Annotated in this window: 18 protein-coding genes; 10 read left to right on the top strand and 8 right to left on the bottom strand. The window is 55.2% G+C overall.

Features of this window, described 5'->3' with window-relative positions; translation table 11 throughout:
- The first annotated feature begins 113 nt into the window (after positions 1–113).
- The 4 genes from JUK32_RS08130 (at position 114) to JUK32_RS08115 (ending at position 4109) form a co-directional block, all read left to right on the top strand.
- Positions 114–836 carry a TIGR02466 family protein gene (locus JUK32_RS08130; protein ID WP_204138355.1) on the top strand — a complete coding sequence of 241 codons (723 nt, stop codon included), beginning with the start codon at positions 114–116 and terminating at the stop codon, positions 834–836.
- A 57-nt stretch (positions 837–893) separates the two neighbouring features.
- Entirely contained in the window at positions 894–1238 is a 345-nt protein-coding gene (locus tag JUK32_RS08125; RefSeq protein WP_204138354.1) for a hypothetical protein, read from the top strand.
- A gap of 79 nt (positions 1239–1317) precedes the next feature.
- Positions 1318–3183, top strand: coding sequence for a CapA family protein (locus JUK32_RS08120; protein ID WP_204138353.1), 1866 nt, complete (start codon positions 1318–1320; stop codon positions 3181–3183).
- Positions 3184–3275: 92 nt separating this feature from the next.
- Positions 3276–4109 (top strand): SH3 domain-containing protein, encoded by an 834-nt coding sequence (locus tag JUK32_RS08115; RefSeq protein WP_204138352.1) that lies wholly within the window; start codon positions 3276–3278, stop codon positions 4107–4109.
- A gap of 126 nt (positions 4110–4235) precedes the next feature.
- Here JUK32_RS08115 and JUK32_RS08110 read toward each other — a convergent pair whose 3' ends face one another.
- Positions 4236–4706 (bottom strand): universal stress protein, encoded by a 471-nt coding sequence (locus JUK32_RS08110; protein WP_204138351.1) that lies wholly within the window; start codon positions 4704–4706, stop codon positions 4236–4238.
- Positions 4707–4995: 289 nt separating this feature from the next.
- On the opposite strand from JUK32_RS08110, the gene JUK32_RS08105 reads away from it, so the two are divergent.
- Positions 4996–6054, top strand: a complete 1059-nt coding sequence (locus JUK32_RS08105; RefSeq protein WP_204138350.1) for an LD-carboxypeptidase — start codon at positions 4996–4998, stop codon at positions 6052–6054.
- A 49-nt stretch (positions 6055–6103) separates the two neighbouring features.
- On the opposite strand, the gene JUK32_RS08100 is transcribed toward JUK32_RS08105, so the two are convergent.
- Together JUK32_RS08100 and JUK32_RS08095 are read right to left on the bottom strand one after the other, a co-directional pair.
- Positions 6104–6667 (bottom strand): Uma2 family endonuclease, encoded by a 564-nt coding sequence (locus JUK32_RS08100; RefSeq protein WP_204138349.1) that lies wholly within the window; start codon positions 6665–6667, stop codon positions 6104–6106.
- 174 nt (positions 6668–6841) lie between these two features.
- The gene (locus JUK32_RS08095) at positions 6842–7408 is read right to left on the bottom strand and encodes a hypothetical protein (protein WP_204138348.1); all 567 of its coding nucleotides are present in this window, start codon (positions 7406–7408) and stop codon (positions 6842–6844) included.
- Between the two features lie 170 nt (positions 7409–7578).
- Here JUK32_RS08095 and JUK32_RS08090 point away from each other — a divergent pair, with 170 nt between their 5' ends.
- Complete coding sequence (locus tag JUK32_RS08090; RefSeq protein WP_204138347.1) at positions 7579–8067, top strand: AAA family ATPase; 489 nt, start codon at positions 7579–7581, stop codon at positions 8065–8067.
- 161 nt (positions 8068–8228) lie between these two features.
- Here the strand turns inward: JUK32_RS08090 and rplI are convergent, their stop codons facing one another.
- Positions 8229–8687, bottom strand: a complete 459-nt coding sequence (gene rplI / locus JUK32_RS08085) for a 50S ribosomal protein L9 (RefSeq protein WP_204138346.1) — start codon at positions 8685–8687, stop codon at positions 8229–8231.
- A 119-nt stretch (positions 8688–8806) separates the two neighbouring features.
- On the opposite strand from rplI, the gene JUK32_RS08080 reads away from it, so the two are divergent.
- Positions 8807–9022 (top strand): hypothetical protein, encoded by a 216-nt coding sequence (locus tag JUK32_RS08080; RefSeq protein WP_204138345.1) that lies wholly within the window; start codon positions 8807–8809, stop codon positions 9020–9022.
- Between the two features lie 66 nt (positions 9023–9088).
- On the opposite strand, the gene JUK32_RS08075 is transcribed toward JUK32_RS08080, so the two are convergent.
- The 3 genes from JUK32_RS08075 to JUK32_RS08065 all read right to left on the bottom strand — a co-directional run bounded on the left by JUK32_RS08075 (position 9089) and on the right by JUK32_RS08065 (position 11893).
- The gene (locus JUK32_RS08075; protein WP_204138344.1) at positions 9089–9301 is read right to left on the bottom strand and encodes a DUF2839 domain-containing protein; all 213 of its coding nucleotides are present in this window, start codon (positions 9299–9301) and stop codon (positions 9089–9091) included.
- Positions 9302–9386: 85 nt separating this feature from the next.
- Positions 9387–10940 (bottom strand): helicase C-terminal domain-containing protein, encoded by a 1554-nt coding sequence (locus JUK32_RS08070; protein ID WP_204138343.1) that lies wholly within the window; start codon positions 10938–10940, stop codon positions 9387–9389.
- Positions 10941–11056: 116 nt separating this feature from the next.
- Positions 11057–11893, bottom strand: a complete 837-nt coding sequence (locus JUK32_RS08065; RefSeq protein WP_204138342.1) for a PhzF family phenazine biosynthesis protein — start codon at positions 11891–11893, stop codon at positions 11057–11059.
- 279 nt (positions 11894–12172) lie between these two features.
- Between JUK32_RS08065 and JUK32_RS08060 the strand changes: the two genes are divergently transcribed.
- From JUK32_RS08060 to JUK32_RS08050, 3 genes are all read left to right on the top strand, one after another.
- Entirely contained in the window at positions 12173–12667 is a 495-nt protein-coding gene (locus JUK32_RS08060) for a pentapeptide repeat-containing protein (RefSeq protein ID WP_204138341.1), read from the top strand.
- 260 nt (positions 12668–12927) lie between these two features.
- Positions 12928–13089: a DUF4278 domain-containing protein gene (locus JUK32_RS08055; RefSeq protein ID WP_204138340.1), complete on the top strand. Its 162-nt coding sequence runs from the start codon at positions 12928–12930 to the stop codon at positions 13087–13089.
- A 177-nt stretch (positions 13090–13266) separates the two neighbouring features.
- Complete coding sequence (locus tag JUK32_RS08050; RefSeq protein WP_204138339.1) at positions 13267–13554, top strand: hypothetical protein; 288 nt, start codon at positions 13267–13269, stop codon at positions 13552–13554.
- A gap of 123 nt (positions 13555–13677) precedes the next feature.
- On the opposite strand, the gene JUK32_RS08045 is transcribed toward JUK32_RS08050, so the two are convergent.
- Positions 13678–14880, bottom strand: a complete 1203-nt coding sequence (locus tag JUK32_RS08045; RefSeq protein ID WP_239112447.1) for a ferrochelatase — start codon at positions 14878–14880, stop codon at positions 13678–13680.
- Between the last annotated feature and the right edge of the window lie 23 nt (positions 14881–14903).

Raw genomic sequence — 14903 nt, 5'->3', positions numbered from 1 at the left:
GTTACAACTGGTTACATTATTAGGCATTCCCGTCCCGATGCCATCCCCCTGAGCGGCGATCTCTGGAGGCAAACGTCCCGTACAATCCAAAGGCGATAGCTCCTGGGTGGTTTATGCCTGTTGATAGCTGGTTTCCCCTGGCGATTTACTACGAAGATTTGCCGGATGCGGCCATTCAGAATCCGGCCCTCCTCGCCGCCATTTTGGCCCTCGAAGCATCAGTACAGGAGCGGCGAAACTTTCCCGAAATGGCCTGGACAGGCGATCTGCACGGCATCCACCAAGTCCATCTGGACGATCGCTTTGCCTGGCTGGTGCAACAGATCGAAACCCATGTGGTGCAGTACCTCCAGGTTTTGGGCATTGATCTCAGCAAGGTGGATTTGTATATTCAGCGGGCCTGGCCGGTGGTGTCTCGCCATCAGCAAGAGGTCGGCGTCCATTGTCACAATACGGCCCACATCAGCGCGGTGTATTACGTCTCGGTGCCTCAGTCCGGCAGCGATGAGTCCGGCTGCTTGGCCTTTATCGACGATGCGCGGCAAAACGAAGTGAGTCCGGGGCTGGGCAGCGAAAATACGGATGTGGTGGCCGAGTGGACGTCGTTCAACCAAGATCAGGCGCTATATCCCCCCGTGGAAGGGCGGCTGATGATTTTTCCCTCGCGGCAGCGCCACGGCGTCACACTGAATCACACGGATGACGTGCGCGTTTCGGTTTCCTTTGACATTGTGCTGACGGCAGCAGCGGGCAGTGCCGCCGGGGCGTATGAATTTTTGACGCCGCCGCCCGCGCAGTGGCGACGGTTTTCGTCAATGACGGCAGCCGAGACGTAGCGCGAGGCGTGAGCGCCCACTGGCAAACCTGGGGGCATTCATCGCGGGGTAAACGGGGTGCGATCGCGGTTATTTCCTGACGCTCAACGGGCTGGTGACCCCGGGTCGTTATGGGATGTTAACGAAACCTATGAAATGTATGAAGTTGCGGCCCTCTCAGACGCTTGTCATCCACAATGGGGGGCGTCAACGGAGTGGTCGCCCTACGGTAAGCCCACTGGTGGAGCGCTGTTGGGGGCGGTGGTGAGCTCGTTGACCGGATCAATTTATTCAATGAGAGCAATGGTCAACTTTTTTCGCAATGCCTTTAATGTGGTGGTCTCGATTTTCTTGGTCACGTTTATTGCCATTAACTTGGTGCAAGTCGGGAAGTTTTTGCTATCGTCTCAGGGATTGATTTAGCATTCACAGGTCATGAAGCGGTGGCGCGATCGCCCTGGCTCTGTGGGTCGGCTAGATTGCCGTGAGATGTGATAGTGACATGTTTGAGACCCACTCTTTGGTGCCTGAGACGGCTGAGTTACCCGACTGTCCGGCCATTGCTAGCCTTCTCAATGCGGCGATCGCGCTCACGCCCCCCTTGCAAGTGCAAGGGCAACCGCCACTGTTGCACATTTATCTACCTCCCAGCCATGTCGGCATGATTGGGAGTCTGCTGCCCCAGCTGGAAGCGGCGTTGCGATCGCTATCGGGCGAGCAATCTTGGGACATTTATTGTTTTGCCGAAATCCCGACGAGTGAGGCCGTCCCCGATGGCCCGACGGCCCGGCTGATCCATCACACGCTGATTGAGCCAGCTCACAGGTCAACGGCGCGATCGCTGCAATTGCCCTCGTTTACGCCTGAGCCATTCGCTGCAGAGTCCATCGCTGACGATCCCGTCGCCGTCGCTGCATCGCAGACCCCGTCGTCGTCTGACTCGACGGCTTCGCTGCCTCTGCCGACCCTGTCAACCTCTGCCCCCGTGCCGCCTGCTGTCGCCCAGTCAGCCCCCCTGCCGTCCGTCACCACCACCTGGCAGCAACAAGCGCTGAACCATCGCCGGCGCGGGCAACGTCGGCAGGCGATTTTCGGCATCCTCGCGATGACGGGGGTGAGCTTTGTGTTGGGGTCGCTCACGTCCGCTGGGGTCACCTGGTTATTTGCCCAGCGGGGACAGGCAACTAGCCCCGTAGAGGCCGACGTAACGATTTTAGAGCCAGCGATCGCCCCCGCCGATGTCCCCACTGAGGCCACAGAAAATGGCGACCCCAGTGCCGCGATCAGCACCCCTGACGCTGCGTTACCGATCTCCCCCAATTCTTTGATTAGTCCCATTGCCACTCCGAGTGAGCTGGGAGCCGCCGCCAAAGCGCTGATCGCCCCGCCGACTCTCCCCGCTGCCGTGCAGATCAAGGCCGTGGGCGACGTGATTCCCGGCACCGACTTTCCCAACTATCGACTGCCCAACGACCCGAACTATCTGTTCAACAGCGTCAAGATGTTTATGGGCGAGGTGGATATTGTCTTTGGCAACTTTGAAAGCACGCTGACGGACCATCCCTACGCGGCGAAAGACATCAGCCAGGGCATGACCTTTGCCTTTCGCACCCCACCCAATTGGACGGATGTGTTGAAGTCCGCTGGTTTTGATGTGTTGAGCGTGGCGAACAACCATTCCTTTGACTTTGGCGATGCCGGATTTGAAGACACGATCGCCAACATTCACCAGTCGGGGATGCAGGCCGTCGGGCGCAAAGGCGACATTGTGAAGGTGGACGCCAACGGCTACACCGTCGCGTTTATCGGGTATAGCTATTGGCCCGACCATAACGATATGAACGACTTGGCAACGGCGACGGCCCTGGTGCAGCAAGCCCAGGCTGAGGCGGATATGGTGGTGATTTCCGTCCATGCCGGGGCTGAGGGCACCGACGCGATGCGCGTGCGCAACCAAACCGAGTACTTCTTTTCTGAAAATCGCGGCAATCTGGTGCAATTTTCCCGCGCCATGATTGATGCCGGGGCCGACCTGATTTTGGGCCATGGCCCCCATGTGCCCCGGGCTATGGAGCTTTATCAAGATAAGCTGATTGCTTACTCGCTGGGCAACTTTTTGGGCTACCGGACCCTATCGACCACTGGCCCTTTGGGGCTATCCCTGATCTTGCAGGTGGATCTGGATGAAACGGGCGATTTTCTCAAGGGGCGGGTGATTCCCGTCGCGCTGGATCGCAATGGCGTGCCTTACATCGACAATGCCTTTGCCAGCGTGACCTTGATGCGACAACTGACGCGTCAAGATTTTCCGGAGACGCCGCTCACAATTGACGAGATGGGATACATTTTGAGGACTGATCAGCCTTAGCCAGCAGCTGTTCACAGATACAACAGGGGTAAGTACACGGCGATGTCGTTGAAGAGTCTATGGGGCGAGGAGACAAACGGGAGTAACGCCATATGCGATCGCGCTTAATTACTGGCAGTGTCATGCTTGTGCTATTACTGGCGGCTGTGAGTACCTGTCGGCAAAAATCCGCGTCTACTTCCACCGAGGGGGCGAATCAGAGCGATGTTCCGTCGGCACTCACGGCGGTGAGCAATGCATCAGAGCCCCTGCCGACTGGGGCCGCCACCCACTCTACTCAACGTACTGGCAGTGTGCAGGCCCGGGCAGCGGCTCAAGCTCGTCCAGAGTCCATCGTGGTGAGCTTGACCGCAGACGACCCAGTGGCACAAATCAATGTGCGATCGCAGCCCACCCAGACCAGCGCCGCGATTGGCTACGGAGACGTTGGCGAATCCGTGATTTTGGGCCATACCGAAACGGATGCCGACGGTTATGCCTGGTATCAGGTCACCTTTCAGCGGGATGATTTGGTGGGTTGGGTGCGCGAAGATTTGCTGGCCTTGCCGACGGTAGCCCCCATGGCCGAGGCCGAGGGCGCGTCCGCCCCAGTATCTGCTGGGCAAGCCCCCAGCGACACTTTGAAGACAGCCCTCGATGAAACCTGCGGCAGTCAGCAAGCGATCGAGGCTTATTACCTCACTCCTAGCAGCACCATATACATTTGCAAGGTGCGGAATCGGCGCACCTACTTGTCACAAGAGACGGGCACCGAACAAGTGGTGACTGCCCAAGACGTGGAAGCCCTGGGCGGTGGCTACATCATCACCAACGGCAACTTTGAATATCGCCTGGATTCGGGCAACTTTGTGGTCGTGCGGTTTGATGACTCTGGCCAACAGGAAGAAGTGCTGCGCGAAACCATCGTCTACACCGAACGGTATTAGGCGGGCTCCAAGAACAAAAATACCGGGCTGTGGTGCATTACGCTGCGCTCATGGCACCCTACAAGTGGGAAATTCTTTTTCAGAGATCTCCTGAGAGGCTGGTTCCCCAGCCATTGCCGTCAGCGCTTACGCCGCCGGTTGCCCTTGAATGACCATGACCGAGCACGGTGCCCGGTGCAGCACGTAGTTGCTCACGCTGCCCAACATGATTTCTTTGATGCCCTGGTGGCCCCGGCGACCAACCACAATGAGGTCAGCCTCCCAGTCTTGCGCCGCCGCACAGAGCTGGTGTCCGGCCTCGCCAATGCGCCAATCCCAATCGACTTCCACTCCCATGTTTTCGGCATCGTGGACAAAGCCATTCATCCATTTGCGGGTGGCTTCCATGCTTTCGTTGACCTGCGCTTGCGCTTGCTGCATGAATTTGTCGAGGTTAGCGTTGTAGCGATCGCCAAAATCTTGATTCGAGCGGGGCAATGTCAAACAATGCAGCAACATCAACTTGGCCCCTTGTAATTTTGCCAATTCAGTCGCTTGCTTAAACACCTCTTCAGACCGGGGGGACTGATCGATCGCTACTAGAATTTTTTGATACACACTCATTAACCTTAATTTCGCGATGTAGATGATGCGACTGTCGAGTCAGCCCATGAAGATTGATGCTGACTGGTTTTGATCGTTTCGCGAACCTCCAGTTTTAGCTTTCCCGAAAACCATTACCAGCAAGGCCAGACTACATTTTTCGTTGTTGAAAGTTCGTGTTTGGCAACACAGTTTCACACTTCTCCCAGCCTTCGGGGCAGATATTCGGCCCTCATGATCCGGCCAGCGCCCAAAGCCGCTGCGATCCCTGATAATCGAGACAGCTAAGTATAGGGAAAAGCCGATGGGACAACGACCCACACGACGACAACTGATCGCTGGGGCGGGGGCGCTAGCTGCAATGCTGCCCTTTGCTACCCGAGCACCAGCACAGGCCGCCGCGCCCGCCATCATTAAACCGCCCCGGCTGCGACCCGGTGATACCGTCGGCATTATTAGTCCAGCGGGGGCCACGTTCAACACCGCCGATTTAGACATTGTGATGGATGCAGTCAGGGGGTTAGGACTCGTTCCCCGTCCCGCGCCCCATGTGCTGGCGCAGTATGGCTACCTGGCGGGACAAGATCGCGATCGCGCCGCCGATGTCAATCAGTTTTTTGGCGATCCGACCATCTCGGCACTCCTTCCCATTCGCGGCGATTGGGGCTGTGCCCGCATTCTGCCCTATTTGGATTACGACCTGATTCGTCAAAATCCCAAAATTATCACCGGCTTTAGTGACCTGACGGCCCTGCTGCTGGGCATTACCGCCCAAACGGGCTTGGTCACTTTTCACGGCCCCAACGGCCTCACCGCCTGGCGTCCCGACCAAACCGTGCCCTTTCGCCAAGTGCTCTTTGACGGGCAAGCGTTGACCTTTGAAAATCCCATTGCGGGAGAAGACCGCGATCGCCTCATGCAAACTCGCTTTCGAGTGCAGACCATCACTCCCGGCCAAGCCCGAGGCAAACTCTACGGCGGCAACCTATCGGTCATTTCCGGTATCGTCGGCTCCCCCTACGTCCCGGACCTCACCGGAGCCATCCTTTTTTTAGAAGACGTCGGGGAAGCCGTTTACCGCATTGATCGCATGCTCACCCAGCTCAAACTCGCCGGGGTACTCGACCAACTCGCAGGCTTTGTCTTTGGGCAATGCACCAACTGCGACCCTTCTGGTGGCTACGGTGCCCTCACCCTCGAACAAGTCTTGACCGACCACATCGCCCCCCTCGGCATCCCCGCCTGGTGGAACGCCGCGATCGGTCACGTCGAACCCATCCTCACCCTGCCCCTCGGCGTCGAAGTCACGATGGATGCCACCGCTGGGCGGATCGTCATGGAGGAAGCGGCGATCGCGCTGTGAGCCGCGCAAATTCCTCAAGAAGCGTCAATTAGATATTGTTGGCCTTGCTTTACTCCAGCAGCCAACCAAATATCGCACCTATGCTCAAATTCAACGGATGGGCAAAGCTGGGGACTGGCACTATCTGCTCAGATTGGTCAAACACTTCAGGTTGCTGCTTGGGCAAATATACGAAAACAGTTTGCTCATCAGGGTCAATTAACCAACCCATTTGGCTTCCATGGTTAAGACAATGCAAAATATTTTTAGTTACTTTGGTTTGGCTTTGATCCGGTGAAAGGATTTCTATCGTCCAGTCAGGAGCACACAAAAAGGTGTTTGCAACCTCACCATTTGGGTCACGAGGAATCCTTTGCCAGCTAAACACCGAAACATCTGGAACCGTTGAGCGACCACCAAACGTACAACGCAGTTCAGAAAATGCCCGTGCAATTTTTAGGGGTTTAAGAACCCCATTAACAGTGGCAGAAAATTCAGTTTGAATCGTGCTGTGCTTTCCCTGTGGCATGGGCTTCTGAATAATCTGCCCATCAATATACTCGCTAGCCGGTTTGGTTTCTGACCACGTCAGAAATTCCTCCAGAGGAATGAGTTTAGAGGGAGACTGGACCATTTGAGTTCTCTATTGACAGGAGTTGGGTAGGGTCTATGTCAATTCTAGAAGGCGGGCATATCTAACAGCTGCTAATGAAGCCAACAGGGGATGGTCGCATTTGAATGACATCCATCATATTTACCGATTGGATGTGCTGAAAAATTGCGGTGATGACTCAGGTTAATTGGCCAGTTAGCGACGGATGAGGACGACTTCAATTTCGAGGTCGTCGTAGTCGTCGAGTTCAGAGATGTCTTCAAAACTGATTTGGTAGCGATCGCCGTTGTTGTAAATCGATTTTTGTACGCGGACGGCATAGGCGTCGTCATACTCTGGATCGCCAATCAGACGATTATCACCTTCAAAGTAATAGGTAAAAAAACCGGCTTCAGAGCCCAAGTAGAACCATTGGGAAGGATTATTATTTTCGATTTCGTGAACCATGGTCGAGAGCGGGGGCAGCATATCGGGGGAGCGGGGCGGGGCTTGCTCTTTGTAAACCCGTAATCGCTGCTGATGGTCAGCCTCACCAGAAATAATGCGGAACCAAACTTCATGCCGATCGCTCTGCCCCGCATTCCATAGGGCGTAGGCTGTGGCATCGGGTTGCGAAATGTCGAAACTGTGCACCAGTTGCTGCAGGGGCGGCGGCGTAATCGTGGTTTGTGCTTGCAGCGATCGGAGGGGGGCGATCGCGGTCACCATAGCCGTGGTTAACAACAGCGCACCGACTTTGCTAGCCCAAACGCGAACAACCATTTCCCAACTTCCTCAAGTGACGCAGTTCTGCCATCCACCATAACTTGCCCGTCAAATTTTGCATCATTTCGCGCTAAAAAAGCTATATTTGAATCCTTTTGGCCAACTCTCCTCAGTCCATAGCCAGTCAGCCAGCTTCATGCCCCCGCTCCCTTCCTCCCGCACCCGCCATGCCCGCTTCTATCGACATTCCTCTCTGGTTACTCATTGGTCTACCGGACAGCGGCAAATCGACTTGGGCGCGACACTTTCGGCAAGCTGATCCTGCGATCGCTTACATTTCCACCGATCAGATTCGCGGCGAGTTGTTTGGTGATGAAGCGACCCAAGGCCCCTGGCCCCAAGTTTGGGAGTGTGTCGGGCAAAAAATGCGAGGGGCGGCGCAGCAGACTCAGCAAGGCCAGCTATCTGGAGCCCTATATGATGCAACGAATGTGCAGCGTCGAGGTCGCCGTCGGGTCATTCAAACCGCTCAATCATTGGGGTTTACGCGGTTGTTGGCAGTGTGGTTCGACGTTTCTCTTGCCGAATGCCTTAAGCGCAACCAGGGGAGATCGCGGCAGGTGCCGCCGGAAATTATCGAAACCATGTCGCGCCAGTTAGCAGGCGCGCCACCGCATCCCAAAGAAGGATTTGCTGCCGTATATCGTCTGGGCTAGCGTTAAGAGGGGGAGCTCTCAAATATAGTCTCGGATAGGAGGCATCCGCCTTCACTTTCCGCGACTTTTTAACAATTCACCCGTAAAAATTGATTGATACAACAAAACAGGTTAGGTAAACGACCTAACCTGTTCTGAAAATCCGGGCGTTCTAAGTTGGCTTAGTCAGCGGCGACACGAATGTTGATCGTCGCGGTCACTTCGGCATGAAGCTTGATTGTGACCTTATATTCGCCGAGCTTGTTGATGTCAGGCACAGAAATGTCGCGACGATCTACCTCTTTCTGCGTTGCTAACTGAATTGCCTCGGCCACATCCGTAGAGGTGACGGTACCAAAAATCGCGTCATCTTCACCGACGGGCTTCTTGATGACAAACATGCCGATGGTTTCCATGGCTGTTTTCATCGCTTCGGCATCATTCTTAATCTGTTCTAGCCGCTGGCGAATCTCTTCGCGACGACGCTCTACCTGCTTCAGTACGCCAGGAGTCGTGCGCACCGCTAGCCCACGGGGAAACAGATAGTTACGGGCATAGCCGGGTGCTACCTCAACCAGGTCCCCCGAAATTCCCAACTTACGAATATCTTCTTGTAAAACGACTTGAACTCGCTTGGCCATAATTTTCCTTCAAACGCCCGGTCTAATACTCTACCTAAAGAGGGGGGATGCTGGCAACTCCCATTTCTGAGCGTTGCGAGTGGCAAAATAGCTTTAATCCCAGCTCACTAGTACCCGCCATGCCAAAACTTTTGCTCGTAATCGTGCCCGCGATTTGGATTGTAGCGATCGCCATTCTGTCGGTACAAAATGCCACCCCCGTCGCTGTCAAATTTTTGGGAATCCAGTCCGTCGAGCTGCCCTTTGGGGTGGTGCTGAGTTTTTTTGCTGCGGGCAGTATGGTGATCACTGCTGGGCTGTGGTGGCTGCTGGCCCAGGAGCGACGATCTCGATAACCTACAGTCACCGCATCGACGAGCGCTGCCCCAGCGGCCAGACGACTTAAGGCGATGGATCGCTAATTACGTGACATCCCACCAGCCAAAGCCCGGCCCGACAAAGCGCACGATGACCCAGAGGGCAATCATGGCAAAGATGCCAATCCAGGCACCTTGAGTGGTCCACTTAACGAACTTTTCGCCCTGATCTTTGGTGATGGGCACCCAGGGCAAAATGTTTTCCTGTTTACCGTAATCTTCGCCCAGTTTTTCTTTACGGCGCTTAGATTCTCCCATGGCAGACCTTTGAGGGGGTGTCTACAAGTTAACGGCGATCGCCCAGAGTAAATCTGGCAGCAATCATTCGATATCATACCGCGTTCTAAAAGCGCTGTTGTCGAGGCGATAGAGTGGCGGGTTCTGACAGCCAGAGATGCTGGCGCTGGTGCAGCCGAATGGCGGGATTCAACGCCTCTAAAATCTGTCGGCCATAGCTGCGATGGTTGACCCGGTTATCCAAAATCGCGACGGTACCCTGGTTGGCCCGTACGGGGGCGATCGCCCGTTGGAGTTCCATCAGCGCCGTAGGCAGCAAATATAACCGGAACCAGTCCTGTCGCGATCGCTTGTAGTAGGCAACTCGGCCTGCCACTAGCGGGTTTTCTAAAGAGGGCAGTGGCAACGTTGCCAGCACCAACAAACTCGGTAACGGCAGTTGGGTCTGGTGGGTTTGCCAAAAGCGCCAGCCGGTCACGAGCACGCCATTCGCTGGGAGGTCGGTGGTTTCGACCTGTACCCGCGAGCCAAACTGCGACGCCAGGGTGGTGGCCACTTGCCGCTTGAGGGGGGTATCATCCACCAGCACCACCGTAAAACCGCTGCGACTGGTACCCGCCACCACCAAATAAGCCAGTTCGTCTTGCAATACGGGCTGGAATTCAGCGGTGTTGGGCAGGGGAATGCGATCGGGTAAATAAAGTTGAATTTCTTCGGTATGGCGATCGGGATTGAATTTGAGACAGGTCATCTCGCCCAATCCCAAGCGTTGCCGGAACTCTGTGGCGTCCGTGTTGGCATCCAGCGCTCCCCCCATCAACACCAACGGCTGCTGCTGCCAGTGGGGCGTTATAAACGTCGCCACGTCTACCGGGGCGCAGTTCAGCGTCCAGCGTCCATTCGTCCGCTCTAACTCCGCCCAATGTAAGGATTCAGGCCGATTCATCTGCGCCCAAAAGCGCTGCCACTGGGGCGGCATCCCGGTTTGCCCCACGTCCCCATCGAATAAAACTTCTTGCAGAGCCATCAGGACTTGCCGTTCCGGTTCATCTACCAAGTGGCAGTGATACGGGTTGGCTGGATGCTTAAAGACTTGATGGGTCAGGCTGACCCGCGTATCCCGAATCAGGGTTTGATGCTGCGGATAGGCCTGCATTAAGCTTTGCCAAGCATCGGCGTCGAGCTTGACCGTCAACACGTCGCGAATCTGGAATTCGAGTTCATCAGCACCATCAATAAAGACGGGGACGCCGTTGGGAAAGCGCTGTTGTTGAAACAGGCGATCGCGCAGCCACACCTTGGGACTGGTGACAAAAAGGCCTTGGAAGTCGGCGTGGGGCCACTCATCGCCCCATTGCACAGGCTTTTGGCAGGGCATCCATTCCTGCAACCGAGGAATGTCGCCTAACAGGACGGCTTGTCGCAAGGCATCGGGCAGCACCAAAATAGCGGGATCGGGCCACAGCAGCAGCGACATCAGATAGCTGAGGCGATAATGGCCCTGATATAGCGCGGAAGCGCCCACCTGGATGAGGGAGCTGCGCCCCAACCGCAATGCTCGCGCAGCCAAGCGGGCCATCGTCAAATGATGGGGCCAGTTGGTGTTGCGATGATGTCGCAGAAATGCCCGCAACTGTTCATGCACCTGTGCTTCCAGCACTTAACCTTGCTCCTAACTGCGTAATGCCTCTCATTGTGACATAGCCGCTTCAGGGTTCCCATATTTTCAGTCCCGGCGGCGCGTTAGCCCGTCTGGTCATGACCAGAGCGGACGGCTCAGCTCGCTTCTGGCGTCGGGGCTGAGAACAGCGTTCCTTGCATGACGGTGACCGCTTGACCGCTAATCAGGATGCGATCGCCCGCTCGCTTGACCTTCAATTGGCCGCCGCGCTGTGAAACTTGCCTGGCGACAAATTCTGACTTACCCAGCTTATCTTCCCAAAATGGCACGAGGGAGCAATGGGCCGACCCAGTCACGGGGTCTTCTTCAATGCCTACCGCTGGGGCAAAGTAACGCGACACAAAATCAATGCTGGGGTCTTCGCTGAGCGCGGTCACAATCACACCTTGGGCGGGCAACAAGCGCATCATGGCGAAATCTGGCTGGAGCGATCGCACATAGTCTTCAGACGGCAACTCGACCAAATAATTGGCCTCAGCAGAGCCCCCATAGGCCACTGATTGGGGCTGTAAACCCCGCAGACTTTTGAGTAATTCTGGTGGCGGAGCAACAGGCTTTACTGGCTGCACCGGAAAGTTGAGCGTAATCCACCCCGCTGCCTGACTCGCGGTGAGCAACCCGCTCTTGGTGTGAAACCGCGCCATTTGATCCGCCGCTAACTGTCCCTCACTCCACAACACATGGGCACTTGCCAGGGTGGCATGGCCGCATAAATCGACCTCGGCGGTGGGGGTAAACCAGCGCAATTGGTAGCCGTCTTCCACTGGGTACAAAAAGGCCGTTTCTGACAGATTCATTTCGGCAGCGACGACCCGCATCCAAGTTTCACTGGCGGGGGTGGACAACACACACACGGCGGCTGGATTGCCGCCAAAACAATAGTCGGTAAAGGCATCGACCTGCAAAATCGTCACACTGTCGGGGGAGCTCATGAACTTTAGAAATAAATTCCAGTAATGATCGCGTTGCGTTCTCATCATGGCTCAGAAATCGCCCCAAATATTGCCCAATATCGGGGTTTATTGCCCAATATTGCCGAATATTGAGGTTATACGGTGATCGGCGGGGGGTGATGGCAACAAGGGTGATTTGACGACATGGCGGTTCCCTGAGGAACTGAGCCGCCATGCCGTCACTTGAGAAGCGTTTTGCCAATTCGCTTTAAACTAGCAAGATAAATAATTAAGAAAAGTGAATCTAGGTCAAAGACTATGCTCAAGATCGCTCGAACCATTTGTCGAGTCCTGTGTATCGGAATATTGCTCGGGGTATTGTCGCTGGCTACCGGGCCCGCGATCGCAGCCGAAGACTTCACCTATGCCGAACTGCGTCATCGCTCCTTTGCCGGGGAAGATTTGACTGGGTCTTCGTTAGCGGCGGCGGATGCCTACGAGGCCGACTTTACCGATGCTGATCTAAGCGAAACTATTTTGACTAAAGGGGTCTTTGAAAAAGCCCACATGGCCGGGGTGAATTTGACTCAGTCCTTTGCCGATCGCGTCACCTTCAACGGGGCTGATCTGACGAATGCGATCGTCGTCGATGCCATCATGACCAGCACCACGTTTTATAACGCCAATATCACTGGGGCCGACTTTTCCGGCACAATTTTAGACCGCTACCAAATCAAGAAAATGTGTGAACATGCCGATGGCGTGAATCCTGTCACTGGGGTCGCTACCCGTGACAGCTTGGGATGTCCCTAATCGCGATCGGTTAGGCGATCAGGGGACGGTTCTCTAGCGGCATCACCAACACGGTACAACTTCAGCTAGAGAGAACCGTCCCCGGGGCGATCTGGTTTATAGAGCCGGGAGTAAGAGCCGCGATCGCGATGATTTGTGACAAACTGCGATTCGGCCCTGCCGTGAGGAACCCTAAGCCCAGTTCAATCAACGAGCCCTAGCCAGCGACGACTTGCCACAACTGGCTGTATTGCTCGTGCGCATCCCCGGTTCTATCCATTATGAAACTGATTTATCGCGGCATTCCTTACGAGACTTCGGCCAGCGTCGAAACGGCCAGGCCGCACCCCTTCCGGCAAACAAACAAATCCGCTGACTCCCCAGTCAATCTTCGTCATCCAGGGCCAGAACTGACTTATCGCGGTGTTCGCTATACCCCATAACCGGTTAGAGGAGCAGCGCACCACCACGATGCTGGGCTTGCGCTCTGGCAGTGGGCGGCTCCTGTACGCGGCAACTGCTACTGATGGTGCTGCTGGCATCTGGCGCACAGATTTTTGCGCAATTCCGTTCTATTTTCTAGCTTAGAAGTATCGCCATGGAGTGCTCTTGGGAGAACCATGGGCTCATCCCGGCGATCTCTGGGCAATTTGCTAGAACTCGATGCCGCACCCCTTATGATTATTGATCCCCATTACCCCCATATTGTGCTGACCTGTCCTTACCGGCATTGCACCATTGAGTTGGAGCAGTCAGTTTGGCAAGAGGTCACCACTTACACGGCCTGGGTTAACTACGAGACGGGCTCTGCCGTCGCCGTGCCCAAAGCTTGGACCCGAACTGATGCCATTAAACGGGCCAAGCAGTGGATTGATCGCAATTTTGATAGCGCCACGGCGCGTTCCTGAAAATAGGCACTGAATCGCGACACCATAGCCAAACCCCTGACTTCTCCACAGCGCGTAGTCATGTCTGTGCGCCATAAGAAATCAGGGGTTTTTAAGACTAGATCTAAAAGCTAGAGCAAAAATCTAGTGGCTGTGGTGATGGTGTTCGTGGCTGTGCCCGTGGTCATGGTGATGATCGTGGGCGTGGGCGTGACTGTTTTGCTGGGCCTGAGCGTGGGCGATCGCCAGTGTCGGATTCACCGCCAAGGCGTCTTCTTCCAGCAGGTCGTTAATCTGACCATCGGCCCAATCGGCCACCATCTTCAAGAATGCGGGATGATCATTCACGCAAGGCATTTGCACAAAGCTGACATCCGAATGCTTTTTGCGCACGTTTTCGATGATGTGCTCCACATCCAACAGCGTCTCATGATTTTCGGTGGCGAAGCCAATGGGCATCATGACGATCGCCTTGGCCCCCAGGTCAATGAGGTTTTGGGTAGCCAGTTTGGCATTTGGCTGCGTCCATTTAATCAGGGGGGTTTGGTGATTCAGCCAGCCCACCGAAATCAGGGGATACCGATAAATTAGGCGTTCCCGCACGCGCTCGTACAGCATTTGGCTTTCGTCAATGCCAGAGGTGAACCCTTTCGCTTCAAACGGACAGCCGTGGTTCATCAACACGATGCCAATTTGGGAAGGCAAATAGGCTTTGGCCAGTTCCGCCGCAATTTTTTCTTCGACCATCTGCACCATCAGATCCAGATAGGCGGGTTGGTCAAAAAAGGAGGGAATGTAGCGGACACCATTGACCCAATGCTCCTCACCATCGCTTAACTCGGCAAGGGCATGATTGACCTGCTCGACGGCGATACCGCTGGTGAAGATAGAATCGACCACCAATAGCGGATAGATGAGTAGCTTGCTAAAGCCTTCCGATTTGATTTGCTCTAGGACTTGTCCCGGCAAATGAGGCTTACAGAAATTGAACGCTTTGAAGACTTTGACGCGATCGCCCCAGCGGTGCTGCAATTCGTGTTCTACACCCGCCCGCTGCTTTTCAAAGATGGCATTGTGAGGCGAAATGAACTGGTCGTGTTGATGACTCCACTCGTGCAGGTCAAATATCGCTAATAGCTTCGCCATTGGCGGGTACACCCAAGTTGGCACCGGAGCAAACTTCGCCGTCAGCAGATTCAACGCCTGCTCATTGTAGTTCGCAAAGTCATCGTAACTTTCGACTTCGCCATAGCCCATCAGCAGGACTGCCACGCGATCTTGCCGTTCTGAAGGGCCAACTTCAGCAGCCTGATAGCTTTCTTGAATGTTTTGAGTAGTCGTAACCAAAACTTTTCCTCGATGATGCTTAA

The organism is Halomicronema sp. CCY15110, from assembly GCF_016888165.1.
Classification (GTDB): domain Bacteria; phylum Cyanobacteriota; class Cyanobacteriia; order Phormidesmidales; family Phormidesmidaceae; genus Halomicronema.
This window is presented reverse-complemented; position numbering and strand designations above follow the sequence as displayed.